This is a genomic window from Paraburkholderia sp. MM5496-R1, from assembly GCF_050436205.1.
In the GTDB taxonomy this organism is placed as follows: domain Bacteria; phylum Pseudomonadota; class Gammaproteobacteria; order Burkholderiales; family Burkholderiaceae; genus Paraburkholderia; species Paraburkholderia tuberum.
In genome coordinates, this window is the sequence record NZ_JBNDLT010000003.1 from 1,285,995 (window position 1) to 1,306,700 (window position 20,706).

Sequence of the window (20,706 nt, forward strand, 5' to 3'; positions counted from 1 at the left end):
GGGGCGCGGTCGCGCCGCGGCCGCCGTTGCCGGCGTGCCGCTTTCGTAACGATCAATAGTGGAGATTCACCGATGGCAAGCGCGTACTGGGCTTGCCGCTGTCGTGGACGGTGGGCGACGTGTCGGGCGACGCGCTCATCTGGTAGCGGGTGCCGAAATTCGAATGCACGTCGATTTCGACCGGCTTGCCCTTGTCGCGGAATTCGGTGATTTCGGTGCCGTTCGGGCTGACTTCGTGAAAGCTCGGCGTGCGCGGAACGTTGATGTCGACCTTCGAGCTGACCTCTGCGGCCGGACGATTGATCTTGTCCAGGTCCGGCAGACCGGCCCGTTCATTGCCGGACTGGGGCACGCCGGCGGCCGGCGGTTCGTCGACGGGCTGGGCAGCCATCGCGGCGTTGCCGAAGGCCAGAGCCAGCGCAACAGCGATGGGAAGGAGCAGCTTCATGGTGATTCTCCGATTGGGTGCCAGATTCTAGCAAATCCGGCCTGACGCACGGGCGCCAAGCCTTATTTTGCGCCGCTTTCGCGCAACCTGCGCGCGTTCTCGCGGGCGCTGTTGCAAGCGTCGCCGCCGACATTTGGCAACAGCGGGTTCCGTGGTAATGTCGTCTCATCAAAAAGGGTGAACGATGATGATCAACAACGATATCAATCAGCGCACGGTGCAGACTCCCGCCAACAGCTTCCCAACCGAAGGCTTCGACGACGCGGCCGAGGCCGTCACCCGCCTCGCCGCGATCTACGAGGCGAACACGTCGTTCCTGCGCGATGCGTTCGCGCGCTATCGCCGCAACGAGCAGTTCGACCATCGCGTGCGCGCCTGCTATCCGTTCGTGCGCGTGCGTACCGAGGTCAACACGCACGTCGATTCACGTCGCTCGTACGGTTTCGTCGCGGGGCCGGGCGTGTTCGAGACGACCGTCACGCGGCCAGACCTGTTCGGCAACTACTATCGCGAGCAACTGCGGCTGCTGGCGAAGAATCATCACGTGCAGATCGAGGTCGGTGTGTCGGACCAGCCGATTCCGATTCATTTCGCGTTCGCCGAGGGCATCCACCTCGAAGGCGATCTGGACCGCGAGCGCCTGTTCCTGATGCGCGACATCTTCGATATACCGGACCTCGCGCTGCTCGACGACCGCATCGTCAACGGCACGTACGAGCCGCTGCCGGGCGAGCCGCATCCGCTCGCGTTGTTCACGGCGGCGCGCGTCGATTTTTCACTGCATCGGCTGAAGCACTACACGGCGACCTCGCCGACGCATGTGCAGAACTACGTGCTGTACACCAACTACCAGTTCTATATCGACGAATTCGTCAAGCTCGGCCGGGGCATGATGGCCCGTACCGACGACGAGGAATTGCGCGCCTATCGCAGCGAATACACGTCGTTCGTCGAGCCCGGCGACGTCATCACCTACAACGAGAATCTCGGCGAGCAGGCGCAGGAGGGCACGCTGCCGCCACGTCTGCCGCAGATGCCGGCCTATCACCTGAAACGCGCGGACGGCAGCGGCATCACGATGATCAACATTGGGGTCGGGCCGTCGAATGCGAAGACCATCACCGATCACATCGCGGTGCTGCGTCCGCATGCGTGGATCATGCTCGGCCACTGCGCGGGACTGCGCAACACGCAGCGTCTCGGCGACTACGTGCTCGCGCACGGCTATGTGCGCGAAGATCATGTGCTCGATGCGGATCTGCCGCTGTGGGTGCCGATTCCGGCGCTCGCCGAAGTGCAGGTCGCGCTCGAGCGCGCGGTCGCGCAGGTCACGCAGCTCGACGGCGTCGAGCTGAAGCGCGTGATGCGCACGGGCACGGTGGCGAGCGTCGACAATCGCAACTGGGAGCTGCGCGATCATCGCGAGCCGGTGCAGCGGCTGTCGCAAAGCCGTGCAATCGCGCTCGATATGGAAAGCGCGACGATCGCCGCGAACGGCTTCCGCTTCCGCGTGCCTTACGGCACGTTGCTGTGCGTGTCGGACAAGCCGCTGCACGGCGAGCTGAAGCTGCCGGGCATGGCCGATCAGTTCTATCGCGCGCAGGTCGATCAGCATCTGCAGATCGGCGTGAAGGCGATGGAACTGCTGCGGATGAATGGGCTGCATCGATTGCATAGCCGCAAGCTGCGGAGTTTCGCGGAAGTCGCGTTTCAGTAACTCAGGCCGAGGCACTGATAAACAGCCCGCTTACGCTGGATGTGCCGCTTTGAAGATGGCTCGCGAGCGGCAACGCGCCGCCGAATGAAATGAGACCGAGGTCGAGAAAGCCGCTGAAGATCTCACGCAACGTCGGCATGGGCGCGAGCGCGGCTTCGGGTGAGGTGAGTTCGTTCAGATTGCGAGCTTCGAGTACCAACTGAGCACGTTAGCGCCGGACGGCAAGCGTGCAAACGATTTGTTCGCTAATCCGGTTGACAGTCAGCGCGCCGCAAACTGGCCTGCTAAACGAAAGCGGGCAGCCCGAAGGCTGCCCGCCATGTGCGCGACGATAGGCATCGTGCTACGCGCATTGCGAGGCGCGCAGCCTCTTGCCATCACAGGTAGAACATCCGGTCTTCTTCCGACTTGACCGGATGAACTTCGCCTTCCTCGCGGTCTTCGTAGAACTTGAGCACCGCTTCGAGCACCTGGTCCGGATTGTCGATCACCTGCATCAGATCGATGTCGGTCGGATTGATCAAACCCATCGGAATCAGAGCGCTCTTGAACCACGCGAGCAGACCTTCCCAGAACTCGGCGCCGACCAGAATGATCGGCACATGGCGCGACTTCTTGGTCTGGATCAGCGTGAGCACTTCGGCCAGTTCGTCGAGCGTGCCGAAGCCGCCGGGCATCACGATCACCGCGTCCGAGTTCTTCACGAACGTGACCTTGCGCGTGAAGAAATGGCGGAAGCGCAGCGAGATGTCCTGCCACTGGTTGCCCGACTGCTCGTGCGGCAACTCGATGTTCAGACCGACCGAAGGCGCCTTGCCCGCATGCGCGCCCTTGTTGGCCGCTTCCATGATGCCGGGGCCGCCGCCGGAGATCACCGCGAAGCCGGCATCCGACAATTTGCGCGCGATCTGCGTGGCGAGTTTGTAGTACGGCGAGTTCGGTTTCAGGCGCGCCGAACCGTAGATGCTGACCGCCGGGCGAATCTCCGACAGGTACTCGGTCGCCTCGATAAACTCTGCCATAATCGTGAACATCTGCCACGATGCGCGGGCTTTCTTGGCCGTTGCGCGCTCTTGATCTGCGAGCGATCGCAGACTCGGAATCACTTTTCTCTTAGTCATAATGCCTGAAGAACGAAGCCTTGAAGGTAAGACCCTGCTGTTGGTCGACGGTTCGAGTTATCTGTACCGGGCCTACCATGCGATGCCTGATCTGCGCGGTCCCGAGGGTGGCCCGACGGGTGCGCTCTACGGGATGATCAACATGCTGCGGCGCATGCGCAAGGAAGTCACAGCAGAGTATAGCGCGTGCGTGTTCGACGCCAAGGGCAAAACGTTTCGCGACGACTGGTATCCGGAATACAAGGCGAACCGTCCGTCGATGCCGGAAGATCTTGCCCGTCAGATCGAGCCGATTCACGTCGCGGTGCGTGCGCTCGGCTGGCCGCTGCTGATGATCGATCGCGTCGAAGCGGATGACGTGATCGGCACGCTGTGCACCGAAGCGGAAAAGCTCGGCATGAACGTGGTCGTGTCGACCGGCGACAAGGACCTCGCGCAGCTCGTGTCGAACCGCGTGACGCTCGTCAATACGATGACCAACGAAACGCTCGACCGCGAAGGCGTGGTCGCGAAGTTCGGTGTGCCGCCGGAGCGCATCATCGATTATCTGTCGCTGATCGGCGATACCGTCGACAACGTGCCGGGCGTCGAGAAGTGCGGTCCGAAAACCGCGGTCAAATGGCTGACGCAATATGAGTCGCTAGATGGCATCGTCGGGCATGCGAGCGAGATCAAGGGCGCGGTCGGCGAGAATCTGCGCCGCGCGCTGGACTTTTTGCCGATGGCGCGCAAGCTCGTCACAGTCGAGCGTCATTGCGATCTGACCGGGCACATCGTGTCGATCGAGGAGAGTTTGCCGAGCCTTCCCGAATCGCGCGAAGAGTTGCGCGAGGTGTTTACGCGCCACGGCTTCAAGACGTGGCTGCGCGAAGTCGAAATCGCCGATGCGGTCGAAGGTCCGGAAACCGACGTGCCCCCCGCGTTGTTCGTCGATCACGAGCGCCACTACGAGACCGTGCAAACATGGGAGCAGCTCGATGCGTGGCTCGACAGGATCAATGCGGCCGAGCTGACCTCGTTCGATACCGAGACCACGTCGCTCGATCCGATGATCGCGCAGATCGTCGGCTTGTCGCTGTCGGTCGAAGCGGGCCGCGCCGCGTATGTGCCGCTCGCGCATCGCGGCCCCGACGCGCCGGTGCAGCTGCCGCGCGACGAAGTGCTCGCGAAGCTCAAGCCGTGGCTCGAAAGCGCCGAGCACAAGAAGGTCGGCCAGCATCTGAAGTACGACGAACAGGTGCTCGCGAATTACGGCATCGAAATGCGCGGCGTCGAGCATGACACGCTGCTCGAGTCGTACGTGCTCGAATCGCATCGCACGCACGACATGGACAGCCTCGCGCTGCGTCATCTCGGCGTGAAGACGATCAAGTACGAAGAGGTCGCGGGCAAGGGCGCGCAGCAGATCGGCTTCGACGAAGTCGCGCTCGACAAAGCCGCCGAATATGCGGCCGAAGACGCAGACATCACGCTGCGTTTGCATCAGGCCTTGTATCCGCAGATCGCCGCGGAGAAGTCGCTCGACCATGTGTATCGCGAGATCGAAGTGCCGACTTCGCGCGTACTGCGCAAGATGGAGCGGACCGGCGTGCTGATCGACGCGGAGAAGCTGCGTCAGCAGAGCAGTGAGATCGCCACGCGTCTGATCGAACTCGAAGGCAAGGCGTACGAACTGGCCGGCGGCGAATTCAACCTCGGCTCGCCAAAGCAGATTGGTCAGATTTTCTTCGAGAAGCTCGAACTGCCGGTCATCAAGAAGACGCCGAGCGGTGCGCCTTCCACCGACGAAGAGGTGTTGCAGAAGCTCGCCGAAGACTATCCGCTGCCGAAGATTCTGCTCGAACATCGCGGCCTGTCGAAACTGAAGTCGACCTATACCGACAAGCTGCCGCGCATGGTCAATCCGCACACCGGCCGCGTGCATACGAACTACGCGCAGGCCGTCGCGGTGACGGGGCGGCTCGCGTCGAACGATCCGAACCTGCAGAACATTCCGGTGCGTACCGGCGAAGGTCGGCGCATCCGCGAGGCGTTCATCGCGCCGCTCGGGCACAAGCTCGTCTCCGCCGATTATTCGCAGATCGAATTGCGCATCATGGCCCACATCTCGGGCGACGAATCGTTGTTGCGCGCGTTTTCGCAGGGCGAGGACATTCACCGCGCCACCGCGTCGGAAATCTTCAGCGTGACGCCGCTCGAAGTGTCGAGCGATCAGCGGCGCGTCGCGAAGGTCATCAACTTTGGGCTCATCTACGGCATGAGCGCGTTCGGACTCGCATCGAACCTCGGCATCACGCGCGATGCGGCGAAGATTTATATCGACCGCTACTTCGCGCGCTATCCCGGCGTCGCGCGCTATATGGACGAGACGCGTTTGAGCGCGAAGGCGAAGGGCTACGTCGAAACGGTGTTCGGCCGTCGTCTGTGGCTGCCCGAGATCAACGGCGGCAACGGTCCGCGCCGCCAGGCCGCCGAGCGTGCCGCGATCAACGCGCCGATGCAGGGTACCGCGGCCGACCTGATCAAGCTTTCGATGATCGCCGTGCAGAACTGGATCGAAGACTCGAAGATCGGCACGCGGATGATCATGCAGGTGCATGACGAACTGATTCTCGAAGTGCCCGACGCTGAGTTGTCCGAAGTCCGCAAGCGCCTGCCAGAACTGATGTGCGGCGTCGCCGCGCTGAAGGTGCCGCTCGTCGCCGAGGTCGGCGCGGGCCTGAACTGGGAGGAAGCGCATTGACATGCCCGTGACATGCGCACGATAACGTCGTGCGCATGTCACACATGGGTTTTGGCGACTTGTGACTTCTTAGGCGGGTCGAGGACAATCGGTTCAGGACGGCGCATTCATGCGCAGCGTCGCGACAGATAATTCATCGGCTACACGGAGAAGTGCAATGCATCGATTTATCGTCGTTGGCGGAGGTGCGGGAGGATTGGAACTGGCGACGCGTCTTGGCGATCGCTATGGGGCCGACAAGAAGGGGCGCAGCGCGCAGGCCCAGGTCACGCTGGTCGACCGCTATCCGACGCATATCTGGAAGCCGCTGCTGCACGAGGTGGCGGCGGGCAGCATGGACCCGTTCACGCAGGAGCTCCCGTACGCGGCGCAGGCGCGCTGGCATGGCTTCGCGTTCCAGCAAGGCGACCTGACCGCACTCGACCGCACGAATCGACGCATTACGCTCGGCACCGTGCTGGACGACGACGGCGCTGAACTGCTGCCCGAACGCGAGCTCGAGTACGACACGCTGATCATCGCGATCGGCAGTACCACGGCCTTCTTCGGCGTCAAGGGAGCGGCCGAATTCTCCATAGCACTGGATACGGTCAGCGAGGCAGAGCGTTTCCGCAAGCGCCTGATCGCCGCATGCGTGCGCGCCGAGCATCAGGCGCACGAACCCGTCGAGTCGAGACCGGGACCCGGCACGTGGACGTCCAGCGAGCCGCGCATTCAGGTGGCGATCGTCGGCGGCGGCGCGACGGGGGTCGAGTTGTCGGCGGAGTTGCGCAATACCGCGCAGGTGTTGTCCGCGTATGGCTTGCACAAGCTCGATCCGCGGCATGACGTCGGCATCGTGCTGATCGAGGCGGGGCCGCGCATTCTGCCCGCGTTGCAGGAGCGCGTTTCCACGGCCACCGCCGAATTGCTGACCAGGCTCGGCGTGAAGCTGATGATTGGCGAGACGGTGGCCGAGGTCGCGCCGGGCTACATCCGCACCGCGAGCGGTCACACCGTGCGGGCCGATCTGACCGTGTGGGCGGCGGGCATCAAGGCGCCGGCTGTGCTCGGTCAGCTCGACGGCTTGCCGGTCAACCGGCTCGGCCAGCTGGTCGTGCGCCGTACGCTGCAAACCGGGATCGACGACAACATCTTCGCGCTCGGCGACTGCGCGGCCTGCGAGTGGCCGGGCAACGAGCGCAACGTGCCGCCGCGCGCGCAGGCCGCGCATCAGCAGTCGAGCTTTCTGATGAAAGGACTGGCGGCGCGCCTCGACAACAGGCCACTACCGGAATTCACTTATCGCGACTTCGGCTCGCTGGTCTCGCTCGGCCACTTCAGCGCGGTCGGCAATCTGATGGGCGGGGTGATTGGCGGCAATATGCTGATCGAAGGGCTGTTCGCGCGCTTCATGTACATGTCGCTGTACCGGCTGCATATCGCGGCGCTGCACGGCTATCCGCGCATGGTGCTCGACACCTTCGCGCACTGGTTGCACCGTACGACGCTGCCGCGCGTCAAGCTGCACTGACGCGCGCGGACGATCTCCTCAGTTGAATGTGCAACGGGATGCGCGCAAGGCGTATCCTGTTGCCTCTAACAGTACTTCGAGGAGCGTCCCGTGCTGAAGCCTGAAGTCGACTGTCTGATCCCGCACGTTCCTTTCGATCGGCGCACCTTCATCAAGGCGACGCTGGGCTCCGGCTTCGCGGCGGCGGTGCTGCCAGTCTCGGCGCAAACCATCCATACCGATAGCGACGGTCTCGAAGCAGGGGAAGTGGCGTTCCATTCGGGCGGTACGCTGATACCGGCTTATCGCGCGCAGCCGAAGGGCAAGACGCATCTGCCGGTGATCCTCGTCGTGCATGAAATCTTCGGCGTGCATGAGCATATCGCCGACGTCTGCCGGCGCTTCGCGAAGCAGGGCTATCTGGCGATCGCGCCGAACCTGTACGAGCGCGAGGGCGATCCGACTGTCTACACGAGCATGCAGCAACTCAACGAGCAACTGGTCAGCAAGGTGCCCGACGAGCAGGTATTGGCCGACCTCGACGCGGCCGCCGCGTGGGCCGGCGAGAATGGCGGTGACCTCAACCGGCTCGGCGTGAACGGCTTCTGCTGGGGCGGGCGCATCTCGTGGCTGTATGCCGAGCACAATCCGCGCGTGAAGGCAGGCGTCGCCTGGTATGGTCGCGTGACCGGCGCGAAGAACGCGATGACGCCGGCCAATCCGCTCGATCTCGTCGCCGACCTGCATGCGCCTGTGCTCGGCTTGTATGGACGCCAGGATCAAAGCATTCCGCAGGACACGCTCGAGCAGATGAAGCAGGCGATCGCGCAAGGGCCGCAAGCGGGACGCGGCTCGCAGTTCGTCGTATATGACGACGCAGGTCACGCGTTTTTCGCCGATTACCGTCCGAGCTACAAGAAAGCCGATGCCGAGGATGGCTGGCGTCGCGCGCTCGTGTGGTTCAAGCAGCACGGCGTGGCTTGAAGCGCTGCTCGAATTCCTCGCGTCTGGTTACGACTTGCGGCGGCTCGCGCTCAAGGTTTCGCCCCCGTCGCCACCGGCCGTTTCGGGTCGGAACTCCATTCGCTCCAGGAGCCCGCGTACAACGCTGAACCATGCAGGCCGGCAACCTCCATCGCAAGCGAATTGATGCAGGCGGTCACGCCCGAGCCGCATTGCAGCACCACGTGTTCGGGCGGCGTGTCGCCGAGCAGCGCGTGGAATTCCTCACGCAGTGTGTGCGCCGGCTTGAAGCGGCCGTCGGGGGTCAGGTTGTCCTTGAAGAAGCGGTTCAGCGCGCCCGGGATATGGCCGCCGACGCGGTCGAGCGTCTCGTTTTCGCCGCGATAGCGATCGGCCGCGCGCGCATCGACGACGATTCGCTCCTTCGAACCGAGGTTGCGCTCGACCGCCTGGGTATCGATGGTCACGGCGAGCGGCGCGGCCGCCTTGAAGTCGCCGGTGTTCTGCGCGGGCACGTCCTGCGTCAGCGGTTGGCCAGCCGCTTCCCATGCCTGCAGCCCGCCGTCGAGCAGCGCGACCGCGTCGTGACCGAGCCAGCGCAACAGCCACCAGACGCGCGCCGCGTACATGCCGCCTTGTGCGTCATATGCGACGACCTGTTGACCTTGCTTCAGTCCCCGCGACTCCAGCGTTTCGACGAGCCGCGCGCGATCGGGCAGCGGATGCCGGCCGTTCGAGCCGTTCTTCGGCCCGGACAGATCGCGATCGAGATGCAGATAGTGCGCCCCCGGCAGATGGCCGGCCAGCCAGGCTTTCTCGCCCGCGTCGGTATCGGCGAGGTCGAACCGGCAGTCGATCACGAACACGCTGCCCGGCGCGGCCGTGAGCCGCTCGGCAAGATTGGTCGCGGAGATCAGGGTGGTGTAATGAGTGTGGGGCATGAGCGTCTCCTCGATACGGGCGATGGCGGCTGCGGGCCGCGTGGTTCACGCGGCTGGCGCATGGCCGGTCTATATCGGTAGTCTAAACAAAAAAAGACGGGTCGAAGCCCGTCTTTCCTTGAGTCGATCGATGCGCCACGCGGCGCGGATCAGATCGTGCCGAGTTCGCGCCGCAGAAACTCGTGGAAGTGCTGCATACCGTCTTCCATCGGGCTCTGATACGGTCCGACCTGTGATTCGCCGCGCTCCATCAACGCGAGGCGGCCGGCGTCCATGCGCTCGGCGATCTCGTCGTCTTCGCGCGCTGTCTCCATATAGGCGGCGCGCTCGGCTTCGACGAAGTCGCGCTCGAACAGCGCGATTTCCTCGGGGTAATAGAACTCCACCACGTTGGTGGTCTTCTGCGGACCGCGCGGAATCAGCCACGACACGACCAGCACGTGCGGATACCACTCGATCATGATGCCCGGGTAGTACACCATCCAGATCGCGCCGAACTCGGGCGGATTGCCGTCGCGAAAGCGCAGCACTTCGTCGTGCCACTTGCGATACGTCGGGCTGCCCGGTTGCTCGAGCGCCTTGTGCACACCGACCGTCTGCACGCTGTACCAGTCGCCGAACTCCCACGTCAGATCGTCGCAATTGACGAAGCTGCCGAGGCCCGGATGGAACGGTGCGACGTGATAGTCCTCCAGATAGACCTCGATGAAGGTCTTCCAGTTGTAGTTGCACTCATGGACTTCGACGTGATCGAACATGAAGCCCGAGAAATCGAAATGGCGCTTGGTGCCGAGGCGTGCGAGATCTTTCGCGACGTCCCGACCTTGGGCCTCGAACAGCAGACCCTGCCAGTTCTGCAGTGGCGTGGCGCCGAGATTCAGGCACGGGTTGTCGGCGAAATGTGGCGCGCCGAGCAGCTCGCCCTTCAGGTCGTACGTCCAGCGATGCAGCGGACAGACGATGTTCTGCGTCTGGCCGCGGCCGTTGAGCATGATGGCTTGCCGGTGGCGGCACACGTTCGACAGCAACTCGACTTGCGACTGCTGGTTACGGACGAGTACCCGCCCCTCGCGTTCGCTGGGCAAGGCAAAATAATCCCCCGCTTCGGGCACCATGAGATCGTGGCCGATGTAGCGAGGACCTTTCTTGAAAAGGGTGTCGATTTCGCGCGTAAGAAGCGCTTCGTCAAAGTAAGCCGTGACTGGCAGCTGGCTATGAACAGACCGCAACTGCAATGCATTGCTCAGATTGGACATTCCCACTCCCGATGAAGACGTGAAAGCAGTGAACAACCCAACCATCGAAGATTCGATTTAGGGAGCCCGCAATTATACCCGTTTCCCTGTGACAGGGGCACTTAAGTCCCTGATTTGGGTTAAAAATGTCAAGAAAGTTCGGCATTTTCGCCGCAGACCTCGAGCTTTTTTTCTGCGAGACTTCAGGGTCGAAGCGGGGCAAGGGTGTGCATCGGACAGGCTCGAAGCGAGACGGCACGGCGGGGCGCAGGCCGGCGGGCGGATCGAAAATGTCGCTTTTGCCGTAGAATGTCCGACTTGTTTTAATTTTGCGACTATTCATGGCGAAGACCGCATCGAACGATTCCGCCGCCGCACCAGCCGAAAGCGGCGATAGCGCGCCGCTGCCGGAGAACTACGAGGCCGCGCAGACCGAACTGGAAGAGCTCGTCGCGCGCATGGAAGGCGGCAGTCTGAGCCTCGAGGAATCGCTGGCCGCTTACCGTCGCGGGGCGGCACTTGTCGCATTCTGTCAACAGCAGCTCGAAAAGGTCGAGCAGCAGGTGCGGGTCCTCGATGGCGAGACCCTCAAGCCGCTGCCCATGAATACCGCAGGAACAGCCGCGACTGAGAGCGGGGACGACCTATGACATTCGAACAATGGACGCGCTCGGTGCTCGAACGCGTCGAAACGGCTCTGGAACACTATCTGCCGGCCGAGACGACCGAACCCGCCAGGCTGCACGAGGCGATGCGCTATGCGGTGCTCGGCGGCGGCAAGCGGGTGCGGCCGCTCCTGTGCCACGCGGCCGGCGAGCTGACCGGCGCGCGTGCCGAATGCCTCGATGCGGCGGCGGCGGCGCTGGAAATGATTCACGTGTACTCGCTCGTGCACGACGATATGCCCTGCATGGACGACGACGAACTGCGCCGCGGCAAGCCGACGGTCCACGTCAAGTATGACGAAGCGACCGCGCTGCTGGTCGGCGACGCGCTGCAGTCGCAAGCATTCATCGTGCTCACGTCCGACGTACTCGGCCGGCCGCAGCAGGCCTCGCTCGTACGCGAACTCGCGCTCGCAAGCGGCTCGATCGGCATGTGCGGCGGCCAGGCCATCGATCTGGCGAGCGTCGGCCACACGCTGAGCCGCCCGCAGCTCGAGACCATGCATCGCATGAAGACCGGCGCGCTGCTGCGCGCGGCCGTGCGCATGGGCGCATTGGCCGGCGAGACGCCGCACGCGCAGGGTCTGGCGTCGCTCGACGCCTACGCCGCCGCGGTCGGTCTCGCGTTTCAGGTCGTCGACGACATTCTCGACGTCACGACCGACTCCGCAACGCTCGGCAAGACCGCCGGCAAGGACGCGAAGGACGGCAAGCCGACCTACGTGTCGATTATTGGGCTCGACGCGTCGCGCGCGCTCGCGGCGCAACTGCGCAGCGACGCGCACGCCGCGCTCGCGCCGTTCGGCGCGCGCGCGCAGCGTCTTGCCGAACTGGCCGACCTGGTGGTGAACCGGGTCAGCTGAACGCGAAAGCCCGCCGCCGCGCACCCTCCATCCCCGGGGTGCATGTATGAAGTGCGGGCGCGTAAGTTTTCCTACAATGGAACGACGATGTACGACTTGCTGAAAACCATCGACGACCCGGCAGCCCTGCGCCGCCTCGATCGCCGCCAATTGCAACCGCTTGCCGACGAGTTGCGTGCCTTCGTGCTCGACAGCGTATCGCAGACGGGCGGCCATCTCTCGTCCAACCTCGGCACGGTCGAGTTGACCATCGCGCTGCACTACGTCTTCGATACGCCGCACGACCGGATCGTCTGGGACGTCGGCCATCAGACCTATCCGCACAAGATCCTGACCGGTCGTCGCGACCAGATGCACACGCTGCGTCAGTTGGGCGGCATCTCGGGCTTCCCGAAGCGCGACGAATCGGAATACGACACCTTCGGCACCGCGCACTCGAGCACGTCGATTTCGGCCGCGCTCGGCATGGCGATCGCGAGCAAGCTGCAAGGCGACAACCGCATGGGCATCGCCGTGATCGGCGACGGCGCGATGACGGCCGGCATGGCCTTCGAGGCAATGAACAACGCGGGCGTCGAAGACGACGTGCCGCTGCTCGTGATCCTCAACGACAACGACATGTCGATCTCGCCGCCGGTCGGCGCGCTGAATCGCCATCTCGCGCGTCTGATGTCTGGGCGCTTCTATGCGGCCGCGCGCGCGGGCGTCGAGCGCGTGCTGCGCGTCGCGCCGCCGGTGCTCGATCTCGCGCGCAAGCTCGAGGAGCACGCGAAGGGCATGATCGTGCCGGCGACGCTGTTCGAAGAGTTCGGCTTCAACTACATCGGACCGATCGACGGTCACGATCTCGATTCGCTGATTCCGACGCTGCAAAACATCAAGGAACTGCGCGGGCCGCAATTCCTGCACGTGGTCACGAAGAAAGGCCAGGGCTACAAGCTGGCCGAGGCTGATCCGGTGCTGTACCACGGCCCCGGCAAGTTCAATCCGGCCGAGGGTATCAAACCGGCCGCGACGCCGTCGAAAAAGACCTACACGCAGGTGTTCGGCGAGTGGCTGTGCGACGCGGCCGAGCTCGACTCGCGCGTGATCGGCATTACGCCGGCAATGCGTGAAGGCTCGGGCATGGTCGAGTTCGAAAAGCGCTTCCCGGATCGTTACTTCGACGTCGGCATCGCCGAGCAGCACGCGGTGACGTTCGCGGGCGGCCTTGCCGCGGACGGCATGAAGCCTGTCGTCGCGATCTATTCGACCTTTCTGCAACGCGCATATGACCAGCTGATTCACGACGTCGCGCTGCAAAACCTGCCGGTGGTGTTCGCAATCGATCGTGCGGGTCTCGTTGGTGCGGACGGCGCGACGCATGCGGGCGCGTACGACCTCGCGTTCATGCGTTGTATTCCGAACATGACCGTGATGGCGCCGTCTGACGAAAACGAGTGCCGCCAGATGCTGTACACCGCGTTGCAGCAGTCGCATCCGACCGCTGTGCGCTACCCGCGCGGCGCGGGTACCGGGGTCGCAACGGTCAAGCAGATGGCCGCGTTGCCGCTCGGCAAGGGCGAAGTGCGTCGCGAGACGTCGGCGCCGGCCGGCAAACGCATCGCGATTCTCGCGTTCGGCACGATGGTCGCGCCGTCGCTCGCGGCTGCTGAGCAACTCGACGCCACCGTCGCGAACATGCGCTTCGTGAAGCCGCTCGACACCGAACTCGTGCGCAAGCTGGCCGAGACGCACGACGCGATGGTCACCGTCGAGGAAGGCTCCATCATGGGTGGCGCGGGTTCGGCGTGCGTCGAAGCCCTGCTCGCGAGTGGGGTTATGCGCCCCGTACTACAATTGGGCCTCCCCGATCGGTTCATCGATCACGGGGACCCGGCCAAGCTGCTCGCCGCGTGCGGTCTCGACGCCGCGGGTATCGCCCGGTCGATCCGCGAACGCTTCCTTGCGAGCGGCGCGGTCGGCGGTCAGTCGTCCGTGAAGCGCGTCGCGTAAAGCGCTGTCGGCTGTCGTGCCGTCGTAGGTTCGACTCATGCCGCCGTCATGCGACGGCGGCTTCGGCAATCTCCAGTTTGAACCGACGGGTGTTGTGGGCCGTCACCCAACGCCGGCGCGAGCCGGCGTTCGCCGTTGCGCGCACTGATCCGCGTGGCCGTTGGGTGCCTCGCACTCGCTGCGCGATAGTCGCCGATGCAGCGAAACCTTGGCGCAGCCCGGCGCTTTCCAGAAAGGACAAAAGAATGAATCAGATGAATCCCGCTTTCGTGATGCCCGACGTGCAAAGCACCCCCGACATGCGCCAGATTCCGATCCAGCGGGTCGGCGTGAGGGGCGTGCGTCATCCGTTGACAATTCGCACGCAAGGTGGCGAAGTGCAGCCGTCGGTCGGCACGTGGAATCTCGACGTGCATCTGCCGGCCGAGCAGAAGGGCACCCACATGTCGCGCTTCGTCGCGTTGCTCGAAGAGAACAAGGCGCCGCTCGAACCGGCCACGTTCCGCACGATGCTCGCGGCTATGCTCGAAAAACTCGAGGCGGAGGCGGGCCGCATCGAAGTGTCGTTCCCGTACTTCGTGAACAAGACCGCGCCGGTGTCGGGCGTGCAGAGCTTGCTCGATTATGAAGTCACGCTGACCGGCGAGACCCGCCATGGCGCGACGCGGGTGTTCCTGAAGGTGCTGGTGCCGGTCACGAGCCTGTGCCCGTGCTCGAAGAAGATCTCGCAGTACGGCGCGCACAATCAGCGTTCGCACGTGACGATCGATGCCGAGCTGAACGGCGACGTCGCTGTCGAAGAGTTGATCCGTATCGCCGAGGAAGAAGCGTCGTGTGAACTGTGGGGCCTGCTCAAGCGCCCGGACGAGAAGTTCGTCACCGAGCGCGCGTATGAAAATCCGAAGTTCGTCGAAGATCTCGTGCGCGACATTGCCCAGCGTCTGAATGCCGACGAGCGCATCGTCGCGTATGTGCTCGAAGCGGAGAACTTCGAGTCGATTCACAATCACAGCGCGTATGCGGTGATCGAGCGGGACAAGCGCCTCGCCTGATACGTTCCTGATCGCTCCACGCCGTGTCGTTGCGAAAGCATTGAAGCAAAAAAGCCGCTTGTAAAGCGGCTTTTTGTCCTCTTGGGGCGGCGGTTCAGTGCGCGAGCGACGTCAGATCCCAACGCGGCTTCACGGTGAACGCGTAGTCGTGGCCGGCCTGTTCGGGCCAGCGTTGCAAACGCAGCGCGCCGGCCAGCGCGATCATCGCCCCGTTGTCCGTGCACAGCGACAGGTCCGGGTAGTGGACGTAGAAATTGCGCTTCTGCGCGGCGGCCGACAGCGCTTCGCGCAATTGCCGGTTCGCGCCGACGCCGCCCGCCACCACCAGCCGGTTCAGCTTCGTGCGCTTGAGCGCCGCTAGAGATTTCGCGGCCAGCACGTCGACGGCGGCATCGACGAAACCGCGCGCGAGGTCGGCCTTGGCCTGCTCGCAGATGTTCGCGCCGCCCAGCCGGTTCGCGTGCGTGAGCACGGCGGTCTTCAGGCCGCTGAAGCTGAAATCGAGGTCGCCGGAATGCAGCATCGGGCGCGGCAGCACTACTGCGCCGGGTGTACCGAACTCGGCCATGCGCGAGACTTCGGGGCCGCCCGGATAGCCGAGGCCCAGCAGCTTGGCGGTTTTGTCGAAGGCTTCGCCGGCGGCGTCGTCGAGCGTCTCGCCGAGCGTCTCGTAGAAGCCGACGTCCGTCACGCGCATCAACTGCGTGTGGCCGCCCGAGACCAGCAGCGCGACGAACGGGAACGGCGGCGGCTCGTCGACGAGCAGCGGCGACAGCAGATGCCCTTCGAGATGGTGAATGCCCACGGTCGGCTTGTTCCACGCCATCGCCAGCGAATTCGCGACGCTCGCGCCGACCAGCAGCGCGCCCGCGAGCCCGGGCCCTTGCGTGTAAGCGATCGCGTCGATGTCGCCGCGCGCGACGCCGGCGCGCTCCATCACCTCTTCGAGCAGCGGCAGCGCGCGGCGGATATGGTCGCGCGATGCAAGCTCCGGCACGACGCCGCCGTACTCCCGATGCATCGCAATCTGCGAATGCAGCGCGTGCGCGAGCAGGCCGCGCTCCGTGTCGTAGAGCGCGAGACCGGTTTCGTCGCAGGAGCTTTCGATGCCGAGAACGAGCATGATGAATCGCTTGAGACGGGCGCGCGCGACGCGCGTCCGGAAGTGAAAGGTAAGCCCGAAAGTATACCAGCGCGGACAGGCGGCCGCAGGCGGCCGCCTGAGCACGGGCATGGATGCGAGGGCCCGGCAGGTACAATGCGGCCCCATGGAATCCTTCGATATCGCGGTGATCGGCGCGGGCGCGGCCGGCATGATGTGCGCGGCCGTGGCCGGTCAACTCGGCCGGCGTGTGGCGCTGATCGACCACTCGCAGCGTCTCGCGGAAAAAATCCGCATTTCCGGCGGTGGCCGGTGCAACTTCACGAATCTGTATGCGGGGCCGGCCAATTATCTGTCGGCGAATCCGCATTTTTGCCGCTCGGCGCTCGCGCGCTATACGCCGCGCGATTTCATGGCGCTGCTGAAGCAGCATCGCGTGACATGGCACGAGAAGCACAAGGGCCAGCTGTTCTGCGATCAGTCGAGCGACGCGGTCATCGACGTGCTGAAGAACGAGTGCGACGCCGGTGGGGTTGCATGGCGCACGCCGCTGTCGGTCGAAGAGGTGCGCCAGGACGCCGAAGGACAGTTCCTGCTCGGCACGACGGCGGGCACGATCGCCGCCTGTGCGCTCGTGATCGCGACGGGCGGTCTGTCGATCCCAAAGATCGGCGCGACCGATTTCGCATACCGGATCGCCAGGCAGTTCGGCCACAAGTTGATCGACACGCGTCCCGCGCTGGTTCCGCTGACCTTCGCTCCGGCCGACTGGGAGCCGTTCGCGGCGCTATCGGGCGTGTCGCTTGAAGTACAGCTGTCGACTGGCAATACGAAGACCGGCGCCGAATTCACCGAAGATCTGCTGCTTACGCACCGCGGCCTGTCGGGCCCAGGCGTGCTGCAGATCTCGAGCTACTGGCAGCCCAGCGAGCCGATTCACATCAATCTGCTGCCGGAGCGCGACGCCGCGACTGCGCTCATCGACGCGAAAAGCGGCACGAAGCGGCAGATCGCCAATCTGCTATCGGAATGGGTGCCGCAGCGGCTCGCGCATGTGTGGCTCGACACTCACCAGGTGGCCGCCGAGGCCCGCGTCGCCGATCTGCCGGACAAGGCGCTGCGCGGCATCGGTGAGGCGCTGTCGCGCTGGACCCTCACGCCGAACGGCACCGAGGGTTATCGCAAGGCCGAAGTGACGCGCGGCGGGGTCGATACGCGCGGTTTGTCATCGACCACGATGATGAGCGCGCGGGTGCCGGGCCTCTACTTCATCGGCGAGGCGGTCGACGTGACCGGTTGGCTCGGCGGCTACAACTTCCAGTGGGCGTGGGCGTCGGGTGTCGCGGCGGGCGAGGCGGCGGCCGAATATGCCCGGGGGCTTGACGGCGCAATGGCTTTGTGAGAAAGCTCTGCTATACTCCTGAACCTTTACAAAGTTCCGTTATTGAAAAATGACGACCGTCCGCGTAAAAGACAATGAGCCGTTCGAAGTCGCCATGCGCCGTTTCAAGCGCAGCATGGAGAAAAACGGCTTACTGACGGAACTTCGCGCTCGCGAGTTTTACGAGAAACCCACAGCCGAACGCAAGCGCAAGAAAGCGGCGGCGGTGAAGCGTCATTTCAAGCGTCTGCGTGGCCAGATGCTGCCAAGGAAGCTCTACTGATTCTGGCGTTGCCCCGCTGTACGCGGCGCGGCAGCATCCAAGCCGATGGCGGCACGACAGGTGTCATCATGGCAAACCTGGCCCATCGGGCCAACCGGCAGGGTCGCATCCACTACGCAAAATTGCGCCAACCCGCTTGAGGAAGACGTCCCAAGCGGGTTTTTGTGCTGATGCGGCGGTGTCGCCGCCGTCGACCGGCCGGTTTTTCAACTTTTCAACGCAATTCAGGTGAGTGATGAGTCTCAAGGACCGGATCAACGACGATATGAAAGCTGCCATGCGGGCGCGCGAGACCGAACGTCTCGGGACGATCCGCCTGCTGCTCGCCGCGATCAAGCAGCGTGAAGTCGATGAGCGGGTCACGCTCGACGATGCCGCCATAACCTCCGTCGTCGACAAGATGATCAAGCAGCGCAAGGATTCGATCAGCCAGTTCGAGGCCGCAGGACGTACGGATCTTGCGGACAAGGAAAAGGCCGAGTTGGCCATTCTTTCCGCGTACATGCCTGAGCAGATGTCCGAAGCGGAAATCGTTGCCGAGGTGCAGGCGGCGGTCGCGCAAACCGGCGCTGCCGGCCCGCAGGACATGGGCAAGGTGATGGGCGTGCTGAAGCCGAAGCTGGCCGGCCGCGCCGACATGACCGCCGTCTCCGCACAGGTCAAGGCCGCGCTCGCTAAGTAACTCTGTCGATTTGTCCGGGTCGCGCGCCTCCTGAAGGCGAGGCGCGGGACCCGGGCGCGGTGTCGAGCCCGCGCTCCGGGCTTGGATTTTGAAGCTTTCCAGGCAGCGTCATTTACTGTGATCCCACCGTCATTCCTGCAGGACCTGCTCAACCGCGTCGATATCGTCGACGTGGTCGGCCGGTATGTGCAGCTGAAAAAGGGCGGCGCGAACTTCATGGGGCTGTGCCCGTTTCACAACGAGAAGAGCCCCTCGTTTACGGTTAGTCCGACTAAACAGTTTTATCACTGCTTCGGCTGCGGTGCGCATGGTACGGCCATCGGTTTCCTGATGGAACACGTGGGCGCGTCGTTTCCCGAAGCGGTCAACGAGCTCGCGCAATCGGTGGGTCTCACCGTACCGCACGAGGCTTCTCCCGGATATGGCGGCGGCGGTGGTGGCGGAGCTGGCGGCGGCTACGCGCCGGCGGCATCGAAGGCCGTGACAACCGCGCTGTCCGATCTCATGCAGACCGCCTGCGACTACTACCGTAAGCAACTGCGCGGTGCGCCGGGCGCGATCCAATATTTGAAGAAGCGCGGCCTGACCGGCGAAGTCGCCGCGCGCTTCGGTCTCGGCTATGCGCCGGACGGGTGGCAAAACCTCGAGGCGGCGTTCCCGAACTATCGCGACGACGCCCTGGTCGAAGCGGGTCTCGTGATCGTCAGCGAAAAGTCGGACGCGCAGGGTCAGAACCGCCGCTACGACCGCTTTCGCGAGCGGATCATGTTCCCGATCCGCAATGTCAAAGGGCAGGTGATCGGCTTCGGCGGCCGCGTGCTCGACGGCGGCGAGCCAAAGTATTTGAATTCACCAGAAACGCCGCTATTTAACAAGGGCAGCGAGCTGTATGGGCTGTTCGAGGCGCGTCTTGCGATTCGAGAGCAACATTACGTGCTGGTCGTCGAAGGTTATATGGACGTGGTCGCGCTGGCCCAATTGGGCTTCCAGAACGCGGTCGCGACCCTCGGCACCGCTTGCACGCCGATTCATGTGCAGAAACTGATGCGCCAGACCGATACGGTCATCTTCAGTTTCGACGGCGACGCGGCCGGCCGGCGCGCCGCGCGTCGCGCGCTCGATGCGTGCCTGCCGCACGCCGCCGACAACCGGACGATCCGTTTCCTGTTCCTGCCCAGCGAGCATGATCCCGACAGCTACGTGCGCGAGTTCGGCACCGAGGCTTTCGCCGAGCAGGTCGAACGGGCGATGCCGTTGTCGCAGTTCATGCTCAACGAGGTGTTGACCGGCAAGGAGCTCGATCAGCCCGAAGGCAAGGCCCGCGCGCTGTTCGACGCGAAACCGCTGCTGCAGGCGTTGCCGGCCAATGCGCTGCGCGCGCAGATCATGCATATGTTCGCAGACCGGCTCGATGTGCCATTCAGCGAAGTCGCGGCGCTTTGCGAAGTCGACGCGCGGATCGCGGCCGCGTCGCGCAGGGCGCCGGCCCGCAAGGACCGGCGCAGCGTGACCGGCATCGAGGAAAAGACGCTGCGCAATCTGGTGATGTATCCGCGCACGGTCGCGATGCTCGACGAAGCGGCCGAAGAGGCGCTGCTCACCGTGACCCGGCACGGCGAACTGTTCGCGGAAGTGACGACGCACGCGCGAGCCCTAGGCGATTCGGCAGCGTTCCAGTTGTTGTCCGATCTCTTGCGAAATGGCGCGAACGCCCCAACTTTCGAGGAAATCTTTCGCAAAATTCTAGACTATGATGAAAACGTCCGGGATTTGCTGCTGAAAGACCCGCAGGACGCGGCCGTCATCGAGGAACGGCGCGAGCAGGAACGAATTGTCGGCGAGGAGCTGAAAGCCGCGATTTTGAAGATGCGATACGACGCTTATTGCGATCGTCTCGAACAGCTTTCGCGACAGTCGCGGCATACGCCGGAAGAGTTTGCCGAGTTTTCGGAGCTCAACCGGAAGCGGGCCGACATGAAGCGTCAACTCGGGCTGTAGCGGAGAGGCCGAAACCTCGGGTGGT

The 20,706-nt window shown here is 63.9% G+C and carries 18 protein-coding genes; 12 read left to right on the plus strand and 6 right to left on the minus strand.

Features of this window, described 5'->3' with window-relative positions; all coding sequences use genetic code 11:
- Window positions 1-52: 52 nt before the first annotated feature.
- Complete coding sequence (locus tag OKW38_RS32245; protein WP_090808396.1) at window positions 53-448, minus strand: hypothetical protein; 396 nt, start codon at window positions 446-448, stop codon at window positions 53-55.
- 190 nt (window positions 449-638) lie between these two features.
- On the opposite strand from OKW38_RS32245, the gene OKW38_RS32250 reads away from it, so the two are divergent.
- Entirely contained in the window at window positions 639-2,165 is a 1,527-nt protein-coding gene (locus OKW38_RS32250) for an AMP nucleosidase (RefSeq protein ID WP_409259241.1), read from the plus strand.
- A gap of 1 nt (window position 2,166) precedes the next feature.
- Here the strand turns inward: OKW38_RS32250 and OKW38_RS32255 are convergent, their stop codons facing one another.
- Together OKW38_RS32255 and OKW38_RS32260 are read right to left on the minus strand one after the other, a co-directional pair.
- On the minus strand, window positions 2,167-2,364 hold the full coding sequence (locus OKW38_RS32255; RefSeq protein ID WP_090808397.1) for a hypothetical protein: 198 nt from the start codon (window positions 2,362-2,364) through the stop codon (window positions 2,167-2,169).
- Between the two features lie 178 nt (window positions 2,365-2,542).
- Window positions 2,543-3,286 (minus strand): TIGR00730 family Rossman fold protein, encoded by a 744-nt coding sequence (locus tag OKW38_RS32260; protein WP_035471771.1) that lies wholly within the window; start codon window positions 3,284-3,286, stop codon window positions 2,543-2,545.
- A 1-nt stretch (window position 3,287) separates the two neighbouring features.
- On the opposite strand from OKW38_RS32260, the gene polA reads away from it, so the two are divergent.
- The 3 genes from polA (at window position 3,288) to OKW38_RS32275 (ending at window position 8,505) form a co-directional block, all read left to right on the plus strand.
- Window positions 3,288-6,029: a DNA polymerase I gene (gene polA, locus OKW38_RS32265; RefSeq protein ID WP_429364909.1), complete on the plus strand. Its 2,742-nt coding sequence runs from the start codon at window positions 3,288-3,290 to the stop codon at window positions 6,027-6,029.
- 157 nt (window positions 6,030-6,186) lie between these two features.
- Window positions 6,187-7,542: an NAD(P)/FAD-dependent oxidoreductase gene (locus OKW38_RS32270; protein ID WP_090808401.1), complete on the plus strand. Its 1,356-nt coding sequence runs from the start codon at window positions 6,187-6,189 to the stop codon at window positions 7,540-7,542.
- A gap of 90 nt (window positions 7,543-7,632) precedes the next feature.
- Window positions 7,633-8,505, plus strand: a complete 873-nt coding sequence (locus OKW38_RS32275) for a dienelactone hydrolase family protein (protein ID WP_090808403.1) — start codon at window positions 7,633-7,635, stop codon at window positions 8,503-8,505.
- Window positions 8,506-8,555: 50 nt separating this feature from the next.
- Here the strand turns inward: OKW38_RS32275 and OKW38_RS32280 are convergent, their stop codons facing one another.
- Window positions 8,556-9,425 carry a sulfurtransferase gene (locus OKW38_RS32280; protein ID WP_090808405.1) on the minus strand — a complete coding sequence of 290 codons (870 nt, stop codon included), beginning with the start codon at window positions 9,423-9,425 and terminating at the stop codon, window positions 8,556-8,558.
- A gap of 149 nt (window positions 9,426-9,574) precedes the next feature.
- Window positions 9,575-10,681, minus strand: coding sequence for an aromatic ring-hydroxylating oxygenase subunit alpha (locus OKW38_RS32285; RefSeq protein WP_013092999.1), 1,107 nt, complete (start codon window positions 10,679-10,681; stop codon window positions 9,575-9,577).
- A gap of 320 nt (window positions 10,682-11,001) precedes the next feature.
- Between OKW38_RS32285 and OKW38_RS32290 the strand changes: the two genes are divergently transcribed.
- From OKW38_RS32290 to folE2, 4 genes are all read left to right on the plus strand, one after another.
- Window positions 11,002-11,310 (plus strand): exodeoxyribonuclease VII small subunit, encoded by a 309-nt coding sequence (locus OKW38_RS32290; protein WP_090808406.1) that lies wholly within the window; start codon window positions 11,002-11,004, stop codon window positions 11,308-11,310.
- A complete protein-coding gene (locus tag OKW38_RS32295) occupies window positions 11,307-12,188 on the plus strand; it encodes a polyprenyl synthetase family protein (RefSeq protein ID WP_429333048.1) in 882 nt (293 codons plus the stop codon). The genes OKW38_RS32290 and OKW38_RS32295 overlap by 4 nt, the downstream gene beginning before the upstream one ends.
- An 87-nt stretch (window positions 12,189-12,275) precedes the next feature.
- Window positions 12,276-14,183, plus strand: a complete 1,908-nt coding sequence (gene dxs, locus OKW38_RS32300; RefSeq protein WP_429364910.1) for a 1-deoxy-D-xylulose-5-phosphate synthase — start codon at window positions 12,276-12,278, stop codon at window positions 14,181-14,183.
- A gap of 245 nt (window positions 14,184-14,428) precedes the next feature.
- Window positions 14,429-15,235, plus strand: coding sequence for a GTP cyclohydrolase FolE2 (folE2, locus tag OKW38_RS32305; RefSeq protein ID WP_429364911.1), 807 nt, complete (start codon window positions 14,429-14,431; stop codon window positions 15,233-15,235).
- Window positions 15,236-15,329: 94 nt separating this feature from the next.
- Here the strand turns inward: folE2 and tsaD are convergent, their stop codons facing one another.
- Window positions 15,330-16,358 carry a tRNA (adenosine(37)-N6)-threonylcarbamoyltransferase complex transferase subunit TsaD gene (gene tsaD / locus OKW38_RS32310; RefSeq protein ID WP_184054832.1) on the minus strand — a complete coding sequence of 343 codons (1,029 nt, stop codon included), beginning with the start codon at window positions 16,356-16,358 and terminating at the stop codon, window positions 15,330-15,332.
- 145 nt (window positions 16,359-16,503) lie between these two features.
- Between tsaD and OKW38_RS32315 the strand changes: the two genes are divergently transcribed.
- The 4 genes from OKW38_RS32315 to dnaG all read left to right on the plus strand — a co-directional run bounded on the left by OKW38_RS32315 (window position 16,504) and on the right by dnaG (window position 20,681).
- Complete coding sequence (locus OKW38_RS32315) at window positions 16,504-17,739, plus strand: NAD(P)/FAD-dependent oxidoreductase (protein ID WP_429364912.1); 1,236 nt, start codon at window positions 16,504-16,506, stop codon at window positions 17,737-17,739.
- Between the two features lie 49 nt (window positions 17,740-17,788).
- Window positions 17,789-18,001 carry a 30S ribosomal protein S21 gene (gene rpsU / locus OKW38_RS32320; RefSeq protein WP_429364913.1) on the plus strand — a complete coding sequence of 71 codons (213 nt, stop codon included), beginning with the start codon at window positions 17,789-17,791 and terminating at the stop codon, window positions 17,999-18,001.
- A gap of 235 nt (window positions 18,002-18,236) precedes the next feature.
- A complete protein-coding gene (locus OKW38_RS32325; RefSeq protein WP_090808418.1) occupies window positions 18,237-18,683 on the plus strand; it encodes a GatB/YqeY domain-containing protein in 447 nt (148 codons plus the stop codon).
- Between the two features lie 117 nt (window positions 18,684-18,800).
- Entirely contained in the window at window positions 18,801-20,681 is a 1,881-nt protein-coding gene (dnaG, locus tag OKW38_RS32330) for a DNA primase (protein ID WP_187612164.1), read from the plus strand.
- Window positions 20,682-20,706: the final 25 nt, after the last annotated feature.

Coding starts and splice junctions, on each gene's coding strand:
- OKW38_RS32245 (WP_090808396.1), bottom strand. CDS start 448: ATGAAGCTGCTCCTTCCCATCGCTGTTGCGCTGGCTCTGGCCTTCGGC.
- OKW38_RS32260 (WP_035471771.1), bottom strand. CDS start 3,286: ATGACTAAGAGAAAAGTGATTCCGAGTCTGCGATCGCTCGCAGATCAA.
- polA (WP_429364909.1), top strand. CDS start 3,288: ATGCCTGAAGAACGAAGCCTTGAAGGTAAGACCCTGCTGTTGGTCGAC.
- OKW38_RS32270 (WP_090808401.1), top strand. CDS start 6,187: ATGCATCGATTTATCGTCGTTGGCGGAGGTGCGGGAGGATTGGAACTG.
- OKW38_RS32280 (WP_090808405.1), bottom strand. CDS start 9,425: ATGCCCCACACTCATTACACCACCCTGATCTCCGCGACCAATCTTGCC.
- OKW38_RS32285 (WP_013092999.1), bottom strand. CDS start 10,681: ATGTCCAATCTGAGCAATGCATTGCAGTTGCGGTCTGTTCATAGCCAG.
- OKW38_RS32290 (WP_090808406.1), top strand. CDS start 11,002: ATGGCGAAGACCGCATCGAACGATTCCGCCGCCGCACCAGCCGAAAGC.
- OKW38_RS32295 (WP_429333048.1), top strand. CDS start 11,307: ATGACATTCGAACAATGGACGCGCTCGGTGCTCGAACGCGTCGAAACG.
- dxs (WP_429364910.1), top strand. CDS start 12,276: ATGTACGACTTGCTGAAAACCATCGACGACCCGGCAGCCCTGCGCCGC.
- folE2 (WP_429364911.1), top strand. CDS start 14,429: ATGAATCAGATGAATCCCGCTTTCGTGATGCCCGACGTGCAAAGCACC.
- tsaD (WP_184054832.1), bottom strand. CDS start 16,358: ATGCTCGTTCTCGGCATCGAAAGCTCCTGCGACGAAACCGGTCTCGCG.
- OKW38_RS32315 (WP_429364912.1), top strand. CDS start 16,504: ATGGAATCCTTCGATATCGCGGTGATCGGCGCGGGCGCGGCCGGCATG.
- rpsU (WP_429364913.1), top strand. CDS start 17,789: ATGACGACCGTCCGCGTAAAAGACAATGAGCCGTTCGAAGTCGCCATG.
- OKW38_RS32325 (WP_090808418.1), top strand. CDS start 18,237: ATGAGTCTCAAGGACCGGATCAACGACGATATGAAAGCTGCCATGCGG.